Here is a 21,904-nt window from a genome sequence, read left to right on the forward strand (position 1 = left end):
CGCACCCGTCCTGGTGCGGAGTTTATTGTGGTCGTACCGGTGCCGCAGCCCCTCAGACACCCCCGTGGCGGTTGCTGCACGGCTGCTAGGGAGAGGGTATTGGATGCGCGGTGACGGAGACGGGTGGGCGGACAGCCCGGGTGGTGTCCGGCACTGGGGCAAGTTCGGTGCGGCGGGCCTGCTGCTGCGCGCGCCGCTGCCCGGTGGTGGGTCGGCGGTGCTGTTGCAGCATCGGGCCGCGTGGAGTCATCAGGGCGGCACGTGGGCGCTACCCGGTGGGGCCCGCGATTCCCACGAGACCGCCCGGCACGCGGCGGTCCGCGAAGCCGAGGAAGAGGCCGGGATCAGCGCCGACGCCGTGCGCGTGCGCGCCGAACGCCTCACCATGACCGCACCCAGCGGCTGGACCTACACGACTGTCGTCGCCGACGCGGCGAGCACGCTGCCGACGGTCCCCAACCAGGAGAGCACCGAACTGGCCTGGGTCCCCGAAGACGACGTCACCGCCCTCCCCCTGCACCCCGGTTTCGCCGCCGCCTGGGTCGGCCTGCGCGCAGTCCCCCTGCGCGTCGTCGATGTCACCCCCGACCTCGCCCCCGCCCTGCCCCGCACGGTCGACCTGTCCGGCCACGGCTTCTACTGGCTGCACACCACGGTCACCGGCCCCGGCGCCGAAATCCTCCTCGACAACCCGACCACCGGCCCCACCGTCACCCGAGCCGACCTCCTGTCCTGAACCTCACCGATGCCCGCCAATTCCCTTCGGCGGGCAATAGCGATCAAGCGTTCAGGTTCAGGAGGCGGCGAGGAGGGCCGATTTGAGTTCATGGGCGGCGGCTTCGGGGTCGGCGGCCTCGGTGATCGCGCGGACGACGACCACGCGCCGGGCTCCGGCTTCGAGGACCTCCGGGAGGCGCTCGGTGTCGACGCCGCCGATCGCGAACCAGGGGAGCGTCGGGTGGGAGTCGGCGGTGGTGCGGATCAGGTCTACGCCCGCGGCTTGGCGGCCCGGTTTGGTGGGGGTGGTCCAGATGGGGCCGGTGCAGAAGTAGTCGAGGTGGCCGTCGATCGCGGCCAGGCCGGCCTGGTTGCGGTTGTGGGTGGACCGGCCGATCACCACATCGGGGCCGAGGATGCGGCGCGCGTAGGCGGGCGGGAGATCACCTTGGCCCAGGTGGAGCACGTCGGCGCCGGCGGCGAGGGCGATATCGGCCCGGTCGTTCACCGCGAGCAGCGCGCCGTGCCGCCGGGTGGCCGCCTTGATCTCGGCGAGCGCACCGAGTTCGGCCTTCGCCTCGAGCGGCCCGAACTCGGCCTCGCCCGGCGACCCTTTGTCACGCAACTGCACGATGTCGACACCACCGGCCAGCGCGGCATCGACGAATCTGGCCAGATCGCCCTTCTCCCGGCGCGCGTCGGTGCACAGATACAGCAGGGCCGAGGAGAGGCGTTCCCTCGGCGGGACGGAACGGTTCGGATGGGAGGGCTGCACAGTGACGACGGTAGTCGCGCTACCGTGGAACCGCGAACGTCGAAACCCGGAAAAGTCGGCGGACTCGCGGCGACCCCGCCGAGCCGACCGCCGAACCCGATCGATGTTCGACCAGCGGTCGGCTGGTTTCGCGGCCGCCGTGATCCGGACTGACCGGAGGGTGCGACGGGCGGCGCCTGCCGCGGATACCCGCAGCAGGTCAGAAACCTGCGGCATAAGCCGTATGCCCCGGCGACATGTCCGGGACCTGCGGCACAAGCCGCGTACGCCCCGGCAACAGGTCGGGGACGTGCGGCGTAAGCCGTGTACACCCCGGCAACAGGTCGGGAACCTGCGGCATAAGCCGCGTACGCCCCGGCGACAAGTCGGGGACCTGCGGCGCCAGCCGCAAGAGTTACGGAGGATCGGTGATGCGGACATTGGCGGTTGTCGGCGGCGGTGCCGTCGGACTCGCCGTCGCATGGCGGGCCGCCGAGGCGGGCTGGACCGTCACCGTGTTCGACCCGGCCCCCGGAACCGGTGCGTCCTTCGTCGCGGGCGGCATGCTCGCACCGCTGTCGGAGGGCTGGCCCGGTGAAGACCGCGTGCTGGAGTTCGGCGCCGCTGCCCTGGCCGCCTGGCCGTCCTTCGCCGAGCAGTTGCGCGCGATCACTGGCGAGTCCGTCTTCGTCGCCGATGAAACGCTCACCGTCGCCCTCGACGCCGCCGACGCCCAGGACCTGCACACCGTCGCCGATTGGCTCGCCGGTTTCGGTCACGATCTTCCTGTGCTCGATCGCGCCGGAGTCCGCGCGCTGGAACCGGCGCTGGCCCGCACCGTCCGCGCGGGCCTGCACGCCAGGACGGAACCGGCCGTCGACAATCGCCGCGTCCTGCGCGCATTGCACGCCGCCTGTGCCGCTTCGGGCGTCGAGATCCGCGCGGAATCCGTTGCCGCACTGGAGGATCTACCGCACGACCGGATCGTCCTCGCCGCGGGTGCACGGTCCGCCGAGCTGTGGCCCGGCCTGCCGGTGCGCCCGGTGAAGGGGGAGATCCTGCGGTTGCGCCGCAGGCCGGGCGTGAGCCCACCGCCGACCCGGGTGATCCGTGCGCGAGTGCACGGCAGACCGGTCTACCTGGTGCCAAGGGCGGACGGAATCGTCCTCGGCGCAACACAATACGAGGCCGGGCTCGACACGACGGTCACCGTCGGCGGGGTCCGCGACCTGATCGCCGACGCCGAAGCCATCCTGCCCGGCATCGGCGAATACGAGCTCGCCGAGGCCGCCGCCGGTTCCCGCCCCGCCACCCCCGACAACCTGCCGCTGCTCGGCCCACTCGACGACCGGGTACTCGCGGCCACCGGACACGGCCGCAACGGCATGCTCACCCTCGCGCTCACCGCGGCCCTGGTCCCCGGTCTGCTCGACGGTGTCACCACGCCGGTCGCCGAACTGGCCGCACCGCAACGTTTTCCAGCATCCGTGCTGTCTCGAGGAGGAACCCGATGACCATCCCGATCGGCGTCACCGTCAACGGTGCCGACCACGAGTTCGCCGAGCCGCTCAGCGTCCGCGAACTGCTCACCCGTCTCGAATTGCCCTGTCAGGGTGTGGCATTGGCGGTCGACGGCGCGGTGTTCCCGAAGTCGCGCTGGGACGAACCGGTCGGCCGCGGCTGGACCATCGAGGTGCTCACGGCGGTGCAGGGTGGCTGACCTCGCACCATTGCGGATCGCGGACAAGGAGTTCGGTTCGCGGCTCATCATGGGCACCGGCGGCGCCGAGAACCTCGCCGTGCTCGAGCAGGCCCTGATCGCCTCGGGGACCGAACTCACCACGGTCGCCATGCGCCGCGTGGACGCCGTCGGCGGCACCGGCGTGCTCGACCTGCTGAAACGCCTGAACATCACCCTGCTGCCGAACACGGCGGGCTGCCGCACCGCCGCCGAGGCCGTGCTCACCGCCCAGCTCGCGCGCGAGGCGCTGGAGACGAACTGGGTGAAGCTCGAGGTCGTCGCCGACGAACGCACGCTGCTACCGGACCCGTTCGAACTGCTCGACGCCGCCGAGAAGCTGGTCGACGACGGTTTCGTCGTCCTGCCCTACACCACCGACGACCCCACCCTGGCCCGCCGCCTCGAAGACGCCGGTTGCGCCGCCGTGATGCCGCTCGGCTCACCGATCGGCACCGGTCTCGGCATCGGCAACCCGCACAACATCGAGATGATCGTGGCGGGCGCGGGCGTGCCGGTGATTCTCGACGCGGGCATCGGCACGGCCAGCGATGCCGCGCTCGCCATGGAACTCGGCTGCTCGGCCGTCCTGCTCGCCACCGCCGTCACCCGGGCCCGCGAACCCGAGCTGATGGCGTCGGCGATGGCCGCGGCCGTGCGCGGCGGCTACCTCGCCCGGCAGGCGGGCCGCATCCCGAAGCGTTTCTGGGCTCAGGCTTCTTCCCCAGCCCGCTAAGGGTTCGGGTCATCCTCGAGGATGACCCGACTCGCGACTTCCAGGCGACGCGCGCGCCGGGTTTGCTGGGGCATGCTGGACGCATGATCGAGCTGAGGGGCCTGACCAAGAAATTCGGCCAGACCGTCGCGGTCCAGGATCTCTCGTTCACCGTCCAGCCTGGACAGGTGACCGGGTTCCTGGGACCCAACGGTGCGGGTAAATCGACGACGATGCGGATGATCCTCGGGTTGGACAAACCCACCGCGGGCACCGCGTTGATCGGCGGCAAGCTGTACCAGGAGCTCGAGCGGCCACTCACCCAGGTGGGTGCGCTGCTCGACGCCAAATGGGTGCATCCCAACCGGTCGGCGCGCGCGCATCTGCAATGGCTCGCCGCGTCCAACGACCTGCCCAAGGACCGGGTCGAGGAGGTGCTGCGGCTGGTCGGCCTGTCCGAGGTGGCGGGTAAGAACGCCGGCGGCTTCTCGCTCGGCATGTCACAGCGGCTCGGCCTTGCCGGCGCGTTGCTGGGTGATCCGAAGGTGCTGCTGTTCGACGAGCCGGTCAACGGTCTCGACCCCGAGGGCATCCTGTGGATCCGCCGGTTCATGCAGCGTCTCGCCGCCGAGGGCCGCACGGTGCTGGTCTCGAGCCACCTGCTTTCGGAGATGGCGCAGACCGCCGACCATCTGATCGTCATCGGTCGCGGCAAACTCATCGCCGACACTACCACCAAGGACTTCATCGACCGCGCGTCCGAACAGTCGGTGCGCGTGCGGAGTCCGCAGCTCGACCAGCTGCGCAGCCTGCTCACCTCGCACGGCATGACCGTGCGCGAAGACGGCGACGCCGCGCTGGTCGTCACCGGGGTGACCAGCGACGAGGTCGGCAAGGTCGCGGGAACCAACAGCGTCACGCTCTACGAGCTGGCACCGCAGCAGGCCTCCCTCGAGGAGGCGTTCATGCGGATGACCGGCGGCGCCGTGGAATACCACGGCGGGGGAATCGATCAGGTGATGGGAGGTGCGCTCTGATGGGCGTGCTCGCTGCGGAACGAATCAAACTCACCTCCACCCGTTCGCCGTGGTGGTGCTCGGCGGTGGTGGTGCTCCTCGGCATCGGCCTCGCGGCCCTGATGGCCGTCATCACCAGTGTCGACACCTCCCAGGCGACCGAGCCGGGCGAGGGGCCGCCGATGCTCACCCCGAGTCTGGCGACGTCGGGCGTGACGGGCTTCGGCGTGATGGTGCTGATGATCATGGCCGCGCTCACGGTGACCAGCGAATACCGCTTCGGAGTGATCCGGACGAGCTTCCTCGCGGTGCCCAACCGGTCGAAGGTGATCGTGTCCAAGGCCGGCCTGGTCGGTGTGTACGCGGCGGTGCTGACCGGCGTGCTCGCGCTGGCAGCCTTCGTGGTTGCCAAGGCGATCGTCGGTGACGATGCCCCGATGCTGGTGCTCGACGGCAACTGGCGCGCCATCTACGGCATCCCGATCTACGCCTTCCTGAGCGTGCTGCTCGCGGTCGGTGTGGGTGTGCTGGTTCGCCAGTCCGCGGCCGCCATCTCGCTCATCGTGCTGTGGCCGCTGCTCATCGAGAGCCTGCTCGGCGCGTTCGGCAGCTTCGGCCGCGCGGTCAACCCGTTCCTGCCCTTCGCCAACGTGAACCGCTTCCTGTCGGTCGAGGAAGTCTCGGGCGACTGGCACTGGGGAGTATGGGGCAGCCTGGCGTACTTCGCCGCGTTCTGCGTCATCGTCTTCGCCGGCGCCCTGGTGGTAGTGAACCGCCGCGACGCCTGACCTGGTCCTGCCCGGGCTGCCCTCGCAACAAGCCCGGGCCGCGTGGGGCCGACCTTGTCGGGAGGTCGTACCCGGAAACCCCCGGCGTCCGCTGCCCGGACGCCGGGGGTTTCGCGTATCCCCACATATCTCGCAAGCACATGGGTAACTCACCGGGCACGGACTACCTCGACCCCCGACACCGTCTGGCCGCCGACGCAATTCACCCCGCACCCAAGTCTGGCCTTAAATTCCGGGGTGGAGGGACTGTAGGCTCAGGCCGTGAGTGAAACGCCTTCTGGCGCGCCGGATCCGCGACAGCGTGACGCTGACGCCGAGGTGTTCATCCCGTTGGAGCCGACCGTCGATGCCGACTCCGAGGAGTCCGGTGCCCGCAACGGTCGTCGTCGCGTGCAGATCTCGTCGAAACTGCAGGCCGCCAACCGTCGTGCCGATGTGATCGGCGCGTTGCGCAAGGCCCGTCAGCAGCTGCCGGGCGACCCGTCGTTCGGCGATCCGCTGTCGGTGTCGGGGCCGGGTGGGGCGCGGGCGGTGGCGCGGGTGGCCGACCGGATCGCCGGTGGTGCGCCGACGGCGGCACGCGAGATCGGTTTCGGCGCGCTGCAGGTGTGGCAGGCCGCCCTCGAGCGCGTCGGGCGTGGCCGGGGCACCGAAGAGGTGACGATCGTGTTCACCGACCTGGTCGGCTTCTCCAGCTGGGCGCTCGCGGCGGGCGACGAACGCACCCTCGACCTGTTGCGCAAGGTGGCCAAGGCCATCGAACCGCCGATCGCCGAGCGTGGCGGCCAGGTGGTCAAACGCATGGGCGACGGCCTGATGGCCGTGTTCTCCTCACCCGACCGCGCGGTGCGCGCCGCCCTCGCGGCCCGCCGCAACCTCGCGGACGTGGAGGTACAGGGCTACAAACCGCGTATGCGCGTCGGTCTGCACACCGGTTCCCCGCGTGAGATCGGTGGCGACTGGCTCGGCGTCGACGTGAACATCGCCGCCCGCATGATGGAGGCGGGCGGCAACGGCAACACCATGATCTCCAGCACGACCATGGCCGCCCTGCGCCCGGAAACCCTCCCGGACCTGGGCGTCACCGCCAAGCTCTACCGCCGCAACTTCTGGGCGGCCCCCCTCAACGGTGTCCCCGAGGACGTGAAGATCTTCAAGCTAACCCCGGCCTGACCGCTTGGCCAGCCGATCCTGTTCCTTCCAGTAGGCCCGGAACGCCTGCTGAGTCGGAGTCGGCCTGGTGGTCAGCGCCTGCCAGTCCGTTCGCCGCGCGAAGTCGACGGCCAGCAGCACGGGCAGGATGAAGGCCTGGAAGAAGATCAGATAGCTGCCGCCCTCGAACACGAACATCAGATAGCCGGCGTAGCCGAGATAGACGACGCCGAACACGGCGTTGAGGCCGCGCGACAGCTCGCTCTGACCGTTGTTGACGTTTGCCATCGCGATCATCGCGAAGCCGCTGACCGCGAGCAGTCCGACGTACCAGGTGAACATGGGTGCAAGCCAACAGTGCGCGCCTTACCCGGGGCTTGCGAAACCCTTGGCGGTCAGAGCCAGAGGAAAGCGCCTGCGGCGGCGAGGGCGGCCGCGGCGATCAGGGCGATCGACATCGCGCGATTGTTCTTCCAGGTGGTGTAGGCGCCGCCGAGCAGGAAACCGGCGAGGGCGAAGAGCAGGACCGCAGACATGTTCTCCATCTTGCCTGGTGAATTGCCCGCAGTTAACAAGCACGCATGCTTGCTTTTTTACGGGACCGATGTGATCCTGGGTGCCATGAGTGCACTCTCCGCTGACCCGGACCTCATCCGGATCGGTAATTGCTCCGGTTTCTACGGCGACCGGCTCAGCGCAATGCGTGAAATGCTCGAGGGCGGTGACCTCGACGTGCTCACCGGCGACTATCTCGCCGAACTCACCATGCTGATCCTCGGCCGCGACCGGATGAAGGACCCGAGCCTCGGCTACGCCAAGACCTTCGTCAAGCAGATCGAGGAGTGCCTCGGTCTGGCGCTCGAGCGCAACGTCCAGATCGTCACCAACGCGGGCGGCCTGAATCCGGCCGGGCTGGCCGAGCGGCTACGCAAGGTCGCCGCCGACCTCGGTCTCGACGCCAAGATCACCCACGTCGAAGGCGACGACCTCGTCGCGAGGGCGGCTGAGCTCGGCCTCGGCCAGCCGCTCACGGCCAACGCCTACCTCGGCGCTTGGGGCATCGTGGAGTGCCTGAACTCCGGTGCCGACATCGTCGTCACCGGCCGGGTCACCGACGCCTCGGTGATCGTCGGTCCGGCGGCGGCCCACTTCGGTTGGGGCCGAACAGATTACGACGAGCTGGCAGGCGCCGTGGTGGCCGGCCACGTGATCGAGTGCAGCACGCAGGCCACCGGCGGCAACTTCGCCTTCTTCACCGAACTCGGTGATCTCGGCCGCCCCGGTTTCCCGATCGCCGAGATCCGTCGCGACGGGTCGAGTGTCATCACCAAGCACGCGGGCACGGGTGGCGCGGTCACCGTGGACACGGTCGAAGCGCAGCTCATGTACGAGATCCAGAGCGCGCGCTACGCCGGACCCGATGTGACCACCCGCCTGGACAGCATCGCCCTGAGCCAGGAGGGCCCGGACCGCGTTCTCATCAGCGGTGTCACCGGTGAGGCGCCGCCGCCCCAGCTCAAGGTCTCGCTCAATACCCTCGGCGGATTCCGCAACGAGATGGCGTTCATCCTCACCGGTCTGGAGATCGAGGCGAAAGCCGAACTGGCACAGCGGCAGCTCGAATCGTGGCTGCCGGTGAAGCCCGCCGAGATCAACTGGACCCTTGCCCGTCTGGACCGTCCGGATGCCGACACCGAGGAGCAGGCCAGCGCCATCCTCCGCTGTGTGGTGCGCGACCCGGATCCGAACAAAGTCGGTCGCGGGTTCTCCAGTGTCGCTGTGGAATTGGCGCTCGCCAGTTACCCGGGTTGCACTTTCACCGCGCTACCTGGCAACGGTTCGCCCTACGGTGTCTTCACCCCCGGCTATGTCGACGCGCGGGAGGTACCCCACGTCGCGGTTCTCGCCGACGGCACCCGCGTCGACATCGCTGCTGCGACGGAAACTCGCGCCCTCGAACCGCTTCCGGAACCCGCTCTGCCGGAACCGCTGCCGCCCACCGAGACCCGTCGTGTCCCACTCGGCAGCATCGCGCTGGCCCGCAGCGGCGACAAGGGTGGTGACGCCAATATCGGCGTCTGGGTGCGCACTGACGAGCAGTGGCGCTGGCTCGTGCACACCCTCACCGTCGAGAAGCTGCGCGAATTGCTGCCCGAGACAGCCGAACTCGACGTCAACCGGCACGTACTGCCCAACCTGCGGGCGATCAACTTCATCATCACCGGTCTGCTCGGCAAGGGCGTCGCCTACCAGGCGCGTTTCGACCCGCAGGCCAAGGGGCTCGGCGAATGGCTGCGCTCCCGCCACATCGACATGCCGACGGAGCTGCTCGCATGACATCTGTATGGGACACGCCGGAACGAAAAGAGCTGCGCGCCACCGTGCGCGGATTCGTCGAGCGGGAGATCCTGCCCGACCTGGACTCCTGGGAGCGCGAAGGCGCCCTGCCGCGTGAGCTGCACAAGAAGGCAGGCGAACTCGGCCTGCTCGGCATCGAGTACCCCGAATTCGCCGGCGGCGAGGGCGGTTCGCCCATCGACGGCGTCATCGTGGGCGAGGAGTTCCACTACGCGGGTGCCTCCGGCGGCACCTGGGCATCGCTGTTCACCTGCGGAATCTCGTTGCCGCACATCATCGCCTCGGGCAACCAGGAGCAGATCGACCGCTGGGTGAAGCCCACCCTGGCCGGTGACCTGATCGGCTCGCTGGCCATCACCGAACCTGGCGGCGGCTCCGACGTCGGCCACCTCACCACTTCGGCGGTGCGCGACGGCGACGACTACATCATCAACGGCGCCAAGACCTTCATCACCTCGGCCTGCCGCGCCGACTTCATCGTCACCGCCGTGCGCACCGGTGGGCCTGGTGCCGCCGGGGTCTCGCTGATCATCGTGCCCACCGACACGCCGGGCTTCGAGGTCACCCGCAAGCTGGAGAAGATGGGCTGGCTGGCCTCGGACACCGGTGAGCTGTCGTTCACCGATGTGCGGGTGCCCGCGGCCAACCTGGTGGGCGCCGAGAACTCCGGTTTCGCGCAGATCGCCAGCGCGTTCGTCAGCGAGCGGGTCGGCCTGGCCGTGCAGGCCTACTCGATGGCCCAGCGCGCGCTGGACCTCACCCTCGAGTGGTGCCGCAACCGGGAGACCTTCGGCCGCCCGCTGATCAGCCGCCAGTCGGTGCAGATGACGCTCACCGAGATGGCCCGCCGCGTCGACACCGCCCGCGTGTACACCCGCTCGCTGGTGGAGCGCGTGGAGAACGGCGAGCAGGGCCTCATCGCCGAGGTCTGCTTCGCCAAGAATACCGCCGTCGAGACTGTGGAATGGGTCGCCAACCAGGCCGTCCAGTTGCACGGCGGCATGGGCTACATGCGCGAGTCCGAGGTGGAGCGCATCTACCGCGACATCCGCATCATCGGCATCGGTGGCGGCACCAACGAGATCCTGACCATGCTGGCGTCGAAAGTATTGGGGTACCAGTCGTGACGACCTTCCGTTCCACCCTCGACACCGCGTCGCCGGAGTACACCGCCGCCGCGGAGGCGATGGCGACCAAGCTCACCGAGGTCGAGGCCGAGTTCGCCAAGGCCATCGCCGGTGGCGGCCCCGAGAAGGTGGCCCGCCATCACAAGCGCGGCAAGCTCACCGCCCGCGAGCGCATCGAGCTGTTGCTCGACGAGGACTCGCCCTTCCTCGAGCTGTGCCCGCTCGCGGCCTGGGGCAGTGACTTCCACGTGGGCGCGTCGACGATCGCCGGTATCGGCATCGTGGAAGGCGTCGAGTGCATGATCGTCGCGCCCGATCCGACGGTGCGCGGTGGCACGTCCAACCCGTGGACTCTGCGGAAGACGTTGCGCATCAACGACATCGTCAAGGAGAACCGCCTGCCGGTGATCTCGCTGGTCGAGTCCGGCGGCGCCGATCTGCCCACGCAGAAGGAAGTCTTCATCCCGGGCGGCGCGATGTTCCGCGACCTCACCCAGGCCTCGGCCGCCGGAATCCCCACCATCTCCCTGGTTTTCGGCAACTCGACCGCGGGCGGCGCCTACATCCCCGGCATGTCCGACTACGTGGTGATGGTCAAGGAGGGCGCGAAGGTCTTCCTGGCCGGCCCGCCGCTGGTGAAGATGGCCACCGGTGAGGACTCCGACGACGAGACCCTCGGTGGCGCCGAGATGCACGCCCGCACTTCGGGTCTGGCCGACTACATGGCCGCCGACGAGCAGGACGCCATCCGCATCGGCCGCGGCATCGTGCGCAGGCTGAACTGGAAGAAGCAGGGCCCCGAGCCGCGCGCGGAGGTGATCTCGCCGCTCTACGATCCCGAGGAACTGCTCGGCATCGTGCCCTCGGATCTGAAGATCCCGTTCGACCCGCGCGAGGTGATCGCCCGCGTCGTCGACGGCTCCGACTTCGACGAGTTCAAGCCGCTCTACGGTTCCAGCCTGGTCACCGGCTGGGCCGAGATCAACGGCTTCCCGATCGGCATCCTGGCCAACGCGCGCGGTGTGCTGTTCTCCGAGGAATCGCAGAAGGCCACCCAGTTCATCCAGTTGGCGAACAAGAAGAACACGCCACTGCTGTTCCTGCACAACACCACCGGCTACATGGTGGGCAAGGACTACGAGCACGGCGGCATCATCAAGCACGGCGCGATGATGATCAACGCGGTGGCCAACTCGAAGGTCCCGCACATCTCACTGCTGATCGGCGCCTCCTACGGTGCCGGGCACTACGGCATGTGTGGTCGCGCGTTCAACCCACGCTTCCTGTTCGCCTGGCCGAGCGCGAAGTCGGCCGTGATGGGCGGCGCGCAGCTGGGCGGCGTGCTCACCATCGTGCAGCGCGGCGCGGCCGAGGCCAAGGGCCTGCCGTTCGACGAGGAGGCCGCCGCCGGTATCGCTGCCATGGTCGAGGCGCAGATCGAGGCCGAGGCGATGCCGATGTTCCTGTCGGGCAGGCTCTTCGACGACGGCATCATCGACCCCCGTGACACCCGCACCGTGCTGGGGATGGCCCTGTCGGCCATTCACACGGCACCGATCAAGGGCGCCGAGGGCTTCGGCGTCTTCCGAATGTGAGGCGCGACAACATGGCCATTACGAATGTTCTTGTTGCCAATCGTGGTGAGATCGCGCGCCGCGTGTTCGCCACTTGCCGTCGGATGGGTATCGGTACCACCGCGGTGTACTCCGACGCGGATGCCGCGGCCCCGCACGTGTCCGAGGCCGACGCCGCCATCCGGCTGCCCGGCAACACCCCGGCCGAGACCTACCTGCGCGGCGAGCTGATCATCGAAGCCGCGCTCGCGGCCGGTGCCGACGCCATCCACCCCGGCTACGGATTCCTTTCCGAGAACGCCGAATTCGCGCGGTCGGTGCTCGACTCGGGCCTAGTGTGGATCGGGCCGCCGGTCGCCGCCATCGAGCAGATGGGTTCGAAGGTCGAGTCGAAAAAGATGATGGACGCCGCCGGTGTCCCCGTCCTCGCCGAGCTCGATCCCGCCGAGGTCACCGAGGCGCACCTGCCGGTGCTCATCAAGGCCTCCGCCGGTGGTGGCGGTCGTGGCATGCGTGTGGTCCGTGAGCTGGGTGATCTGCAAGACCAGATCGCCGCCGCACAGCGCGAGGCAGAGTCCGCCTTCGGCGACCCGACCGTGTTCTGCGAGCGCTACCTCGAGACCGGCCGTCACATCGAAGTCCAGGTCATGTCCGACACTTTCGGCAAGACCTGGGCCGTCGGTGAGCGTGAGTGCTCGATTCAGCGTCGTCATCAGAAGGTTGTCGAAGAGGCGCCGTCGCCGCTGGTCGAGAAGATCGACGGCATGCGTGATCGCCTGTTCGAGGCGGCCCGGCTGGCCGCCGAGGCGATCGGATACGAGGGTGCGGGCACCGTCGAGTTCCTGGCCGACGAAAAGGGCGACTTCTTCTTCCTGGAGATGAACACCCGTCTGCAGGTGGAACATCCGGTCACCGAGCAGACCACCGGCCTCGACCTGGTCCGCCTGCAGTTGCAGGTGGCGTCCGGTCTGCCGCTGCCCGCCACGCAGCCCGCCCAGCGCGGCCACTCGATCGAGGTCCGGCTCTACGCCGAGGATCCGGCGCACGACTGGCAGCCGCAGAGCGGTCCCGTCCACAAGATCGAGATCCCTTTCAGCGCAGGCGAATTCACCGTGCTCGAGCAGCCGGGTGTCCGCCTCGACACCGGTGTCGTCGACGGCTCGGTCGTCGGTGTGCACTACGACCCGATGCTGGCCAAGGTCATCTCCTACGCCGAAACCCGCGCCGAGGCAGCGCATCTGCTCGCCACCGCGCTCCAGCGGTCCAAGCTGCACGGCCTGGTCACCAACCGCGACCTGCTCGTTCGCGTGCTGCGGCACCCCGCGTTCCTCGCCGGTGACACCGACACCGCCTTCTTCGCCACCCACGACCTGACCGTGCTGTCCGCGCCGCTGGTGTCCGAGGCCGACGAGGCACTCTCGATTGTCGCCGCCGCGCTCGCGGATTCGGCCGCCAACCACGCCGCCAACCGCTTCGGCAGGCTGGCGCCCAGTGGCTGGCGCAACCTGGCGTCGGAGCCGCAGCGCAAGTCCTACGAGAGCCGTACCAGCGGCACGCACGAGGTGCGCTACCGGTTCGATCGATCCGGTGCCGTGACGGTCGAGGGCCATGACGGCCTGGAACTGATCTCGGCCAAGCCCGATCGGGTCGTGCTCGCCGTGCCGGGTGAACGTGGGCCGGTGCGCCGCCAGTTCGAGATCGCCCGCTACGACGACCTGGTTGCCGTCGACTCGCCGCTCGGCCCGGTGGCCGTGCGCAGGTTGCCGCGCTTCACCGACCCGTCCGAGCAGGTCGCGGCGGGTTCGCTGCTCGCGCCCATGCCCGGCAGTGTGATTCGGCTCGGCGCGGCCGAGGGCGACCAGGTCACCCAGGGCCAGCCGATCCTGTGGCTGGAAGCCATGAAGATGGAGCACACCATCGTCGCGCCGGCCACCGGCGTTCTCAGTGCGTTGAACGTGACCGTCGGCCAGCAGGTCGAGGTCGGAACCGTCCTCGCCGTCGTCGAGGAAGAAGAGCAGGAGCCGTCCTGATCCGGTCAAGCCCGGAGGCGGTAGCGAAGCGTGACCACGGAGGGCTCCGGGTCAGGACAGAAGGGTTCAGCATGAGCTTCCACGAAACCGAAGAGCAGAAGGCGCTGCGTGCGGCGGTCGCCTCGCTGGCGACCAAGTACAACTACCGCGACTACGTGCTGCCGCTCTCGCGCAAGAACGAGCCGCTGAGCGAATTGTGGGACGAGGCGGGCAAGCTCGGCTTCCTCGGCGTGAACCTGCCCGAGGAGTACGGCGGCGGTGGCGCGGGCATGTACGAGCTGGCGCTGGTGCAGGAAGAGCTCTCCGCCCAAGGTGCGGGCCTGCTGCTGATGGTGGTCTCCCCGGCGATCTGCGGCACCATCATCACCAAGTACGGCACCGACGCGCAGAAGCAGACGTGGCTGCCCAAGCTCGCCGACGGTTCGTCGAAGATGGTCTTCGCCATCACCGAGCCCGACGCCGGCTCCAACTCGCACCAGATCACCACCACCGCCCGCCGCGACGGCGACGACTGGATCCTCAACGGCCGCAAGATCTTCATCTCCGGTGTCGATCAGGCCGAGGCCATCCTGGTGGTCTCGCGCACCGAGGACCACAAGACCGGCAAGCTCAAGCCCGCGCTGTTCATCGTCCCCGTCGACGCGCCCGGCCTGGTGAAGAACGTCCAGGAGATGGACGTCATCGAGCCGGACAACCAGTTCACGCTGTTCTTCGACGACGTGCGCCTGCCCGCCGACGCCCTCGTCGGCTCCGAGGACGCGGCCTTGGCCCAGCTGTTCGCCGGACTGAACCCGGAGCGCATCATGGGCTCGGCCATGGCCATCGGACTTGGCCGCTACGCCATCGACCGCGCGGTGGAATACGCCAAGGAGCGCACCGTATGGAAGACGCCGATCGGTGCGCACCAGGGCATTTCGCATCCGCTGGCGCAGATCAAGATCGAGTTGGAGCTGGCCAAGCTGATGATGCAGAAGGCCGCGACGCTCTACGACGCGGGTGACGAGTTCGGGGCTGCCGAGGCGGCCAACATGGCCAAGTACGCTGCCGCCGAGGCCAGTATCAAGGCGCTGGATCAGGCGATCCAGACTCACGGCGGTTCGGGTCTGACCAAGGAGGTCGGGCTGTCGGCGATGCTGCAGGCCGCGCGGATCATGCGGATCGCGCCGGTCAGTCGCGAGATGATCCTCAACTTTGTGGCTCAGCACTCTTTGGGGCTGCCGCGGTCCTACTGATTGGTTTGTGTTCGAAGGAGGTATTGGGGCTGTGTTTATTGGAGCGCTGGCGCGCTCGAGCGCGGCCCCTGGAGGGCCGCTGCGCCGCTTCGCGGCGGACCCTCCTCGGGGTCGGGTCGTGCGGGGTTGGGAGTGCGGTCATGGCGGATTTAGTGGCGACTGAATGGGAGTTGTTTCGATGAGTGAATCGGCTGATGCGCCTTATGTGCGTTATGAGGTGGTCGATGGGTTCGCCACGCTGACCTTCGATTCGCCGCACAACCGGAATGCGTTGTCCTCGAAGCTGGTTCGCGAGCTGCTCGAGGGGTTCGACCGGGCTGCGGGGGATGCGGCTGTGCGTGGGATCGTGCTCACCCACACCGGGGACACGTTCTGTGCCGGTGCGGACCTCAAGGAGGCGAGTACCGTCGATCCGGCGGTGGCCGCCGACCAGCGGACGCGGGTGATGATCGACGTGTTGCGCGGGATTCTCACCTCGCCCAAGCCGGTGATCGCGCAGATCGACGGGAATGTGCGCGCCGGGGGTATGGGCATCATCGGTGCCTGCGATCTCGTTGTCGCGGGGCCCAGCAGTAGTTTCGCGCTCACCGAGGTGCGGATCGGGATGGCGCCGTTCATGATTTCGCTCACGCTGGTTCCGCGCATGGACCAGCGGTCGGCGAGTCGCTACTTCCTCACGGGGGAGAAGTTCGACGCGGCGACGGCGCGGGAGATCGGGCTGGTCACCATCGCGGCCGACGACCCGGCGGCCGAGGTGAAACGCCTGTGTGGACAACTGCGCAAGGGGTCGCCGCAGGGGTTGGCGGAGTCGAAGAAGCTCGTCAACGCGACGCTGCTCGCCGACTTCGACGCCCGGGTGGAGGAGCTCGCGCAGCGCTCGGCGGGGTTCTTCGGAACCCCCGAGGTGATCGAGGGTATGACGGCCTTTTTCCAGAAGCGTCCGCCGAGCTGGGCACAATAAGCCCATGGCGACACCCCACGAACCGAAGCAGGACCGCAGCCGGGCCACCCGGCAGCGGCTGCTCGAGGCGACCATCGACTGCCTGGCCGAGATGGGCTGGGCCGCCGCGACGGTGTCGGTGGTCGCCGAGCGGGCGGGAGTGTCGCGGGGCGCCGCGCAGCACCACTTCCCGACCAGGGAAGACCTGATCACGGCCGCACTCGAGTACATGTTCGAGTTCCGGATGGACCAGGCCAAGACCGAAGCCGAAACGGTGCGCGAAGTCGCGCAGGGCATCGGCCGCACCCGCGCCGTGGTCTCGGCGCTCATCGAGTCCTACACGACACCGTTTTTCAAGGCCGCGCTGCAGGTGTGGACGCACGCGGCCGCCGACCCGGCCCTGCGCGAACGCATCGTCCCGCTCGAGGCCCGCTTCGGCCGCATCGCGCACCGCCGCGCCGTGGAAGCGCTCGGCGTCGACGACTCCGACCCGGTCACCCACCACCTCGTGCAGGCCACCCTCGACCTGGCCCGCGGTCTCGGCCTCGCCGACGTCCTCACCGACGACTCGGCGCGCCGCAAACTCATCGTCGACCAGTGGGCCGCCACTCTGCACAACGCCCTCAACCTGGCCCACTGAACCCCTTGTGGCCGTCGCCTCGGTGGTCGACCGCCGCCGGGTGGGGCACCCACGTGGCACCTTCGACTCCCCTAGCAGGGCGACTCCGCTAGCTAGGCGAGGTAGCGCAGCCAGGCGAGTAGCGAAGCTAGGCGAGACGGCGCACGCGGACAACGCTGTCGGACCGCTCGCCCGCGACACCATCGGGGCTGGTCGACGGCGTGGTGACGAAATCGGCCGTCTCCACCTGCCACTCGCCGGGGGCGAGGTCGAGCTGCTCGATCACCTCGTCGATGGTGGGGAAGTGGACGGCATGCGGCGGATTGTCGGCCGCCCAGGTCGGCCAGCCCGCGTGCCCGCCGACGACCAGCGACCCGCCGGGTGCCACGGCCCCGGCCGCCCGCCGCAGAATGCGGGCGCGTTCGTCGGGACGTTCCACCGGCGAATGCAGGAACTGGGCCGAGACCAGATCGAAGGTGCCCTCAGGGAAGGTCTCCATCAGGTCGTGGCGCTGCCACTCGATGCTGACGCCCGCATCGGCCGCGTGCTGCGCGCCCCGTGCCATGGCGGTGGCCGACACGTCGACCGCGGTGACCTGCCAGCCGCGGGTGGCCAGCCAGATGGCGTCGCCGCCTTCACCGCAGCCGAGGTCGAGGGCCGTGCCGGGCGTCAGGTCGGCGGCTTCGCGGACGAGGGTGGCGTTGGCGTTGCCGGTCCAGATCTGGTCGCGCTCCCGGTAGAAGTCTTCCCAGAACTGTTCGGCGGTCGGGGTGGTCTCGGTCATCGAAGCTCCTGATGGTGCGGGTCTGATCGGATGTTCTCGATGGTGCACACCGATGTCGTCTACTGGCAATCTTCCTTGCCGGTACGGCAAAAATTCAGGGGTGGCAGCGTGTCGCGCCGCGTGGCCAGCGATACTGCCAGTGTGACGCGCGTGCATCGGAAGGCCGACGAGGTCCCAGCCCGGCGTGTGGACGCGCGCACCGAACGCTGGCGGGCGCACCGTGTGCAGGTGCGGATCGAATTCGTCGAAGCGGCCTTCCGTGCCCTCGACGCGCACGGCCCGGACGTGAGCATGGGCGACATCGCCAAGGAGGCGGGCGCCGCCAAGCCCAAGCTGTACCGGCACTTCGAGGACAAGACCGATCTCTACAACGCGATCGTCGACCGGGTGCGCGAAATGCTCTGGGAGCGGCTGCTCGGCGGGATCGATCTCACCCACGACTCGGCCGCCGAACTGGTGCGTCGCGCGGCCGCCGAATACGTGGCGGTGGTGTCGGAGCACCCGAATGTCTTCCGGTTCATCCTGCACAGCCATTTCAGCCAGCAGGCCCGCGAAACCGAGCGGGCCTTGGCCGCCGCCCGCCAATCGGCCAGGCGCGCCGCCGAATTCATCGCCGGGTTGCTGCCGGACGAGTCGGTCGACGTGGCGGGCATCGAATTGGTGAGCTATTCGATTTTCGGGGCGGTCGCCTCGGCGACGGACTGGTGGCTCGGCGCCAATCAGCGCGAGGTGTCGGCGATGCCCGTGGAGCGGTTCATCGACTATCTGGCCGAGAGCATCTCGGCCCTGGCTCAAGCTCATGCGCGCTTCAACGGCGTGCGCATCGACCCCGCACAGCCATTGCGCGACGCCTTTATCACGGCCTGAAACGTCTCGCGCCCGGCACGAACCTCGTTGTTCTCGCCGACTACGTCGTTGGAGCCGGTGGGGGTGCGATGACCTCAGTATGGACCCGCCCACCGACAAGTTTCGATTGCCACGCTAGCGATCTGTGCGGAGTCTCCATAACGGTGACACAGGCCCGTGACCAGCGCCGAGGTCGTAAGACGCGGCCAGGCAGCGGTAGGTCCACTCCTTGGCGAAGGCCACCGCGTCGGGCACCGGGAACCCGTGGGCGAGTGCGCTCGCGATGGCCGCGGCCAAGGTGTCACCGCCGCCGTGATCGTTGCCGGTGGCGATGCGCGGCGCACTGAATTCCTGGAAGGTGTCGCCGTCGAAGAGCAGGTCCGTGCTGGTCTCCGACGTGCGCAGGTGCCCGCCCTTGACGATGGCCCACTGCGCGCCGAGGCCGTGCAGGGCTTCGGCGGCCTTGCGGGCGGTCGGGTCGTCGACCACCTCGATGCCGGTGATCAGGCGCACCTCGTCGAGATTCGGCGTGACGACGGTGGCGAGCGGAATGAGTGTCGTGCGCACGGCGTCGAGCGCCGAGGCGTGCAGCAGGGGGTCGCCGTGCATGGACGCCGCGACCGGATCGACGACCAGCGGCACCGTTCCCTGCCGCCCGATCCCGACTTCGCGGCACACCGCCGCCACCGATTCGATGATGGCGGTGGACGCGAGCATCCCCGTCTTGGCCGCGCCGATCCCGATATCGCGCACGACCACCCGCACCTGATCGGCCACGATCTGTGGCGGGATCTCGTGAAAACCGCTGACGCCCACCGTGTTCTGCACCGTCACCGCCGCGACGGCGACACAGGCGTGCACCCCGCACATGGCCATGGTCCGCGAATCGGCCTGGATACCCGCGCCGCCACCGGAGTCGGTGCCCGCGATGGTGAGCGCGCGAACAGGAGTTTGGCCATCGGGGGCGAGCGGCAACATCTTCACGCCCCAACCCTACGACCGCCTGTCCGATTTACTGGACCCAACCGGTTACGGCAATTGAAAACCATTATCATTAACTGGTGACCACTACCGATTCGCCCACCCGCCTGCCCGTCACCGTCCTGTCCGGCTTCCTCGGCGCGGGCAAGACGACCCTGCTCAATCACATCCTCGCCAACCGCGAAGGCCGCCGGGTCGCGGTGATCGTCAACGACATGAGCGAGGTGAACATCGACGCCGCGCTCGTCGCGGGTCAGGGCCACCTCGACCGCACCGAGGAGAAACTCGTCGAGCTCACCAACGGCTGCATCTGCTGCACGCTGCGCGAGGACCTGATCGAAGCCGTCGCACGACTCGCCCGCGAGGGCCGGTTCGACCAGTTGGTGATCGAGTCGACCGGCATCTCCGAACCGATGCCGGTGGCCGCCACCTTCGACTGGGAATTCGAGGACGGCTTCCGCCTCGGCGATGTGGCCCGCCTCGACACCATGGTCACCGTCGTCGACGCCTCGACGTTCCTCGCCGAACTGGTGCGCGGCCAAGCCCTGGCCGAGCGCGAACTCGAAGCGGGCGAGGGTGATTCGCGGACCATCGCCGACCTGCTCGTGGATCAGGTGGAGTTCGCCGACGTACTGCTGGTGAACAAGACCGACCTGGTCAGTGCGAATGCCGCCGCGACCGTCGAGGCCACCGTGCGCAGGCTCAACCCACGCGCCCACATCCTGCGCACCGAGAAGGGGGTCGTCGACCTGGGTGAAGTGCTGTCCACCGGTCGCTACAACCCGGTGGTCGCCGCCGAAACAGACGGTTGGGCAGAGGAATTGGCAGGCGGACACACACCCGAGACCGAGGAATACGGCATCAGCAGCCTCACCTTCACCGCTGACCGCCCCTTCCATCCGCAACGCCTGGCCGACGCGCTGACCACCCTGCGCGGCATGCTCCGCAGCAAGGGCTTCTGCTGGATCGCCAGCCGCCCCGAGTTGGCCGCGATCTGGTCGCAGGCCGGACCCAACCTCACCTTCGAACCGGGCGCGTGGTGGTCGGCGCTCGAGGTGCCCGCCGGACAGGAGATCGTGTTCATCGGCGTGCGGCTCGACGCGGCGGCGGTGCGGCGCGAACTGACCGCCGCCCTGCTCACCGATGCCGAATTCGCCGCGGGCGCGGCCGTGTGGGCGACCTACGACGACCCGTTCCCCGCCTGGGGCGACCTGCACGAACACCACTGATCGCCGACTTCGTTACGCACATGTCGGTGCGCTGGTGCATGATTCGAATGGGCCTCGGCCCACGCACCGATGAGGGGAGCGTGGGCCGGGGCACCGGGACTCAGGACAGGCCGGCGAAGAACCGCCGGATATCGCCCACCAGCACGTCCGGCGCCTCGTGCGCGGCGTAGTGCCCGGCGGCATCGTTGGCCCCGCCCGCGCCGGTGCGCACGTCGTAGGAATTCCAGCTGACGATATTGCTGTGGTCGCGTTCGGCGAAGCGCCGGATGGACTGGAAGTCGCCGGCGAACATGGCCAATCCGGTCGGCACGGTGGTCGGTGTGCTCGGGTGCTCGGCCGCGTGCGCGTCCTCGTAGTAGAACCGCAGCGACGAACCCGAGGTACCGGTGAGCCAGTACAGCGCCACATTCGCGATCACGAACCGCGCGTCGATCGATTCACCGAACAGCTGTGCGTTCCAGCCGAGCAGGCCGATCGGTGAATCGGCCAGCGCGTAGGCCAGGGTCTGCGGCTGCTGGCTGTGCAGGGTGTTGAACGACATCTTGTTCTCGTGGAACCACTGCAGGTGTTGCAGCGCGGCCATATCCGCCTCCGACATCCCCTCGAACTCGGCCGGGTCGCCGGAGGGGAAGGAGAACAGCTGGGTGACGTGCACGCCGATCACCTGCTCCGGCGCGATCCGCCCGATCTCGGGGGAGACCATCGAACCGCCGTCGTTGCCGATGGCGCCGTAGCGCTGGTAACCCAGGCGCGCCATCAGCTCGGCCCACGCGCGGGCGGTGCGGTAGCGATTCCAGCCGGTGCTGCGGGTCGGCCCGGAGAACCCGAATCCCGGCAGTGACGGGATGACCAGGTGGAACGCCGGATCCTCGGCGGATTCGGGCTCGGTGAGCGGCGCGATCACATCCACGTATTCCAGGATCGAGCCCGGCCAGCCGTGGGTGAGGATCACCGGCGTCGCATCGGCGCGCGAGGAACGGATGTGCAGGAAGTGGATGTTCTCGCCGTCGATCTCGGTGGTGAACTGCGGGTAGGCGTTCAGCTCGGATTCCACTGCGCGCCAGTCGAATTCTTCGAGCCAGTACTTGGCCAGAGCGCGGACCCGATCGCCGGGGACGCCGTAGGCATCGCCCACGCCGGGCAGCTCGTCCGGGTAGAGCGCGTTGCGCAGCCGGGCGGCGAGATCGTCGAGCCGGGCCTGGGGGACATCGATGCGGAAGGGCGTGACGGTCATGTCGGATCCTCTTGTTGAAACGGAATGCTTCGTTCTGTTCCAACCGTAACAGAACGGATCATTCCGTTTC

The 21,904-nt window shown here is 68.6% G+C and carries 22 protein-coding genes; 16 read left to right on the top strand and 6 right to left on the bottom strand.

Annotated features, from left to right (window positions below; genetic code table 11):
• The first annotated feature begins 103 nt into the window (after positions 1-103).
• The gene (locus tag LDL21_RS00365) at positions 104-736 is read left to right on the top strand and encodes an NUDIX domain-containing protein (protein WP_225278331.1); all 633 of its coding nucleotides are present in this window, start codon (positions 104-106) and stop codon (positions 734-736) included.
• 57 nt (positions 737-793) lie between these two features.
• Here the strand turns inward: LDL21_RS00365 and thiE are convergent, their stop codons facing one another.
• Positions 794-1,492, bottom strand: a complete 699-nt coding sequence (gene thiE, locus LDL21_RS00370; RefSeq protein WP_225278332.1) for a thiamine phosphate synthase — start codon at positions 1,490-1,492, stop codon at positions 794-796.
• Between the two features lie 410 nt (positions 1,493-1,902).
• Here thiE and thiO point away from each other — a divergent pair, with 410 nt between their 5' ends.
• From thiO to LDL21_RS00400, 6 genes are all read left to right on the top strand, one after another.
• Positions 1,903-2,985: a glycine oxidase ThiO gene (thiO, locus tag LDL21_RS00375; protein ID WP_225278333.1), complete on the top strand. Its 1,083-nt coding sequence runs from the start codon at positions 1,903-1,905 to the stop codon at positions 2,983-2,985.
• Positions 2,982-3,191, top strand: a complete 210-nt coding sequence (thiS, locus tag LDL21_RS00380) for a sulfur carrier protein ThiS (RefSeq protein ID WP_067484462.1) — start codon at positions 2,982-2,984, stop codon at positions 3,189-3,191. Before thiO ends, thiS begins: the two co-directional genes overlap by 4 nt.
• Before the next feature lie 49 nt (positions 3,192-3,240).
• On the top strand, positions 3,241-3,945 hold the full coding sequence (locus tag LDL21_RS00385) for a thiazole synthase (RefSeq protein ID WP_255674298.1): 705 nt from the start codon (positions 3,241-3,243) through the stop codon (positions 3,943-3,945).
• Between the two features lie 83 nt (positions 3,946-4,028).
• A complete protein-coding gene (locus LDL21_RS00390) occupies positions 4,029-4,961 on the top strand; it encodes an ABC transporter ATP-binding protein (RefSeq protein WP_225278335.1) in 933 nt (310 codons plus the stop codon).
• The gene (locus LDL21_RS00395; protein WP_225278336.1) at positions 4,961-5,728 is read left to right on the top strand and encodes an ABC-2 transporter permease family protein; all 768 of its coding nucleotides are present in this window, start codon (positions 4,961-4,963) and stop codon (positions 5,726-5,728) included. The genes LDL21_RS00390 and LDL21_RS00395 overlap by 1 nt, the downstream gene beginning before the upstream one ends.
• 390 nt (positions 5,729-6,118) lie before the next feature.
• Positions 6,119-6,901 carry an adenylate/guanylate cyclase domain-containing protein gene (locus tag LDL21_RS00400; protein ID WP_225279186.1) on the top strand — a complete coding sequence of 261 codons (783 nt, stop codon included), beginning with the start codon at positions 6,119-6,121 and terminating at the stop codon, positions 6,899-6,901.
• Here the strand turns inward: LDL21_RS00400 and LDL21_RS00405 are convergent.
• Positions 6,887-7,222: a hypothetical protein gene (locus LDL21_RS00405; protein ID WP_067978939.1), complete on the bottom strand. Its 336-nt coding sequence runs from the start codon at positions 7,220-7,222 to the stop codon at positions 6,887-6,889. The genes LDL21_RS00400 and LDL21_RS00405 overlap by 15 nt on opposite strands.
• 53 nt (positions 7,223-7,275) lie before the next feature.
• Complete coding sequence (locus LDL21_RS00410) at positions 7,276-7,416, bottom strand: CG2302 family histidine operon protein (protein WP_166655701.1); 141 nt, start codon at positions 7,414-7,416, stop codon at positions 7,276-7,278.
• A gap of 85 nt (positions 7,417-7,501) precedes the next feature.
• On the opposite strand from LDL21_RS00410, the gene LDL21_RS00415 reads away from it, so the two are divergent.
• The 7 genes from LDL21_RS00415 to LDL21_RS00445 all read left to right on the top strand — a co-directional run bounded on the left by LDL21_RS00415 (position 7,502) and on the right by LDL21_RS00445 (position 16,781).
• The gene (locus tag LDL21_RS00415; RefSeq protein ID WP_225278337.1) at positions 7,502-9,217 is read left to right on the top strand and encodes an acyclic terpene utilization AtuA family protein; all 1,716 of its coding nucleotides are present in this window, start codon (positions 7,502-7,504) and stop codon (positions 9,215-9,217) included.
• The gene (locus tag LDL21_RS00420) at positions 9,214-10,365 is read left to right on the top strand and encodes an acyl-CoA dehydrogenase family protein (protein ID WP_225278338.1); all 1,152 of its coding nucleotides are present in this window, start codon (positions 9,214-9,216) and stop codon (positions 10,363-10,365) included. Before LDL21_RS00415 ends, LDL21_RS00420 begins: the two co-directional genes overlap by 4 nt.
• Positions 10,362-11,960: an acyl-CoA carboxylase subunit beta gene (locus LDL21_RS00425; protein ID WP_225278339.1), complete on the top strand. Its 1,599-nt coding sequence runs from the start codon at positions 10,362-10,364 to the stop codon at positions 11,958-11,960. Before LDL21_RS00420 ends, LDL21_RS00425 begins: the two co-directional genes overlap by 4 nt.
• An 11-nt stretch (positions 11,961-11,971) precedes the next feature.
• Positions 11,972-13,969: an acetyl/propionyl/methylcrotonyl-CoA carboxylase subunit alpha gene (locus LDL21_RS00430; protein ID WP_225278340.1), complete on the top strand. Its 1,998-nt coding sequence runs from the start codon at positions 11,972-11,974 to the stop codon at positions 13,967-13,969.
• A 71-nt stretch (positions 13,970-14,040) separates the two neighbouring features.
• Positions 14,041-15,201, top strand: coding sequence for an acyl-CoA dehydrogenase family protein (locus LDL21_RS00435; RefSeq protein ID WP_067642048.1), 1,161 nt, complete (start codon positions 14,041-14,043; stop codon positions 15,199-15,201).
• Positions 15,202-15,379: 178 nt separating this feature from the next.
• Positions 15,380-16,162, top strand: coding sequence for an enoyl-CoA hydratase family protein (locus LDL21_RS00440; protein ID WP_225278341.1), 783 nt, complete (start codon positions 15,380-15,382; stop codon positions 16,160-16,162).
• 4 nt (positions 16,163-16,166) lie between these two features.
• Positions 16,167-16,781, top strand: a complete 615-nt coding sequence (locus LDL21_RS00445) for a TetR/AcrR family transcriptional regulator (RefSeq protein WP_225278342.1) — start codon at positions 16,167-16,169, stop codon at positions 16,779-16,781.
• Between the two features lie 127 nt (positions 16,782-16,908).
• Here the strand turns inward: LDL21_RS00445 and LDL21_RS00450 are convergent, their stop codons facing one another.
• Positions 16,909-17,544: a class I SAM-dependent methyltransferase gene (locus tag LDL21_RS00450; protein ID WP_225278343.1), complete on the bottom strand. Its 636-nt coding sequence runs from the start codon at positions 17,542-17,544 to the stop codon at positions 16,909-16,911.
• A gap of 141 nt (positions 17,545-17,685) precedes the next feature.
• Here LDL21_RS00450 and LDL21_RS00455 point away from each other — a divergent pair, with 141 nt between their 5' ends.
• Complete coding sequence (locus tag LDL21_RS00455) at positions 17,686-18,411, top strand: TetR/AcrR family transcriptional regulator (protein ID WP_225278344.1); 726 nt, start codon at positions 17,686-17,688, stop codon at positions 18,409-18,411.
• A 114-nt stretch (positions 18,412-18,525) separates the two neighbouring features.
• Here LDL21_RS00455 and thiD read toward each other — a convergent pair whose 3' ends face one another.
• Positions 18,526-19,374, bottom strand: a complete 849-nt coding sequence (thiD, locus tag LDL21_RS00460; RefSeq protein WP_225278345.1) for a bifunctional hydroxymethylpyrimidine kinase/phosphomethylpyrimidine kinase — start codon at positions 19,372-19,374, stop codon at positions 18,526-18,528.
• 77 nt (positions 19,375-19,451) lie between these two features.
• Here thiD and LDL21_RS00465 point away from each other — a divergent pair, with 77 nt between their 5' ends.
• Complete coding sequence (locus LDL21_RS00465) at positions 19,452-20,600, top strand: GTP-binding protein (protein ID WP_225278346.1); 1,149 nt, start codon at positions 19,452-19,454, stop codon at positions 20,598-20,600.
• 100 nt (positions 20,601-20,700) lie between these two features.
• Here LDL21_RS00465 and LDL21_RS00470 read toward each other — a convergent pair whose 3' ends face one another.
• Complete coding sequence (locus LDL21_RS00470) at positions 20,701-21,834, bottom strand: epoxide hydrolase family protein (protein WP_225278347.1); 1,134 nt, start codon at positions 21,832-21,834, stop codon at positions 20,701-20,703.
• Between the last annotated feature and the right edge of the window lie 70 nt (positions 21,835-21,904).

Origin of the sequence: Nocardia rosealba (genome assembly GCF_020216065.1) — a bacterium.
Lineage (GTDB): Bacteria > Actinomycetota > Actinomycetes > Mycobacteriales > Mycobacteriaceae > Nocardia > Nocardia rosealba.

Coding starts and splice junctions, on each gene's coding strand:
- LDL21_RS00390 (WP_225278335.1), top strand. CDS start 4,029: ATGATCGAGCTGAGGGGCCTGACCAAGAAATTCGGCCAGACCGTCGCG.
- LDL21_RS00395 (WP_225278336.1), top strand. CDS start 4,961: ATGGGCGTGCTCGCTGCGGAACGAATCAAACTCACCTCCACCCGTTCG.
- thiS (WP_067484462.1), top strand. CDS start 2,982: ATGACCATCCCGATCGGCGTCACCGTCAACGGTGCCGACCACGAGTTC.
- LDL21_RS00415 (WP_225278337.1), top strand. CDS start 7,502: ATGAGTGCACTCTCCGCTGACCCGGACCTCATCCGGATCGGTAATTGC.
- LDL21_RS00430 (WP_225278340.1), top strand. CDS start 11,972: ATGGCCATTACGAATGTTCTTGTTGCCAATCGTGGTGAGATCGCGCGC.
- LDL21_RS00420 (WP_225278338.1), top strand. CDS start 9,214: ATGACATCTGTATGGGACACGCCGGAACGAAAAGAGCTGCGCGCCACC.
- LDL21_RS00385 (WP_255674298.1), top strand. CDS start 3,241: ATGGGCACCGGCGGCGCCGAGAACCTCGCCGTGCTCGAGCAGGCCCTG.
- LDL21_RS00435 (WP_067642048.1), top strand. CDS start 14,041: ATGAGCTTCCACGAAACCGAAGAGCAGAAGGCGCTGCGTGCGGCGGTC.
- LDL21_RS00450 (WP_225278343.1), bottom strand. CDS start 17,544: ATGACCGAGACCACCCCGACCGCCGAACAGTTCTGGGAAGACTTCTAC.
- LDL21_RS00405 (WP_067978939.1), bottom strand. CDS start 7,222: ATGTTCACCTGGTACGTCGGACTGCTCGCGGTCAGCGGCTTCGCGATG.
- LDL21_RS00445 (WP_225278342.1), top strand. CDS start 16,167: ATGGCGACACCCCACGAACCGAAGCAGGACCGCAGCCGGGCCACCCGG.
- LDL21_RS00410 (WP_166655701.1), bottom strand. CDS start 7,416: ATGTCTGCGGTCCTGCTCTTCGCCCTCGCCGGTTTCCTGCTCGGCGGC.
- thiO (WP_225278333.1), top strand. CDS start 1,903: ATGCGGACATTGGCGGTTGTCGGCGGCGGTGCCGTCGGACTCGCCGTC.
- LDL21_RS00440 (WP_225278341.1), top strand. CDS start 15,380: ATGAGTGAATCGGCTGATGCGCCTTATGTGCGTTATGAGGTGGTCGAT.
- LDL21_RS00365 (WP_225278331.1), top strand. CDS start 104: ATGCGCGGTGACGGAGACGGGTGGGCGGACAGCCCGGGTGGTGTCCGG.
- LDL21_RS00470 (WP_225278347.1), bottom strand. CDS start 21,834: ATGACCGTCACGCCCTTCCGCATCGATGTCCCCCAGGCCCGGCTCGAC.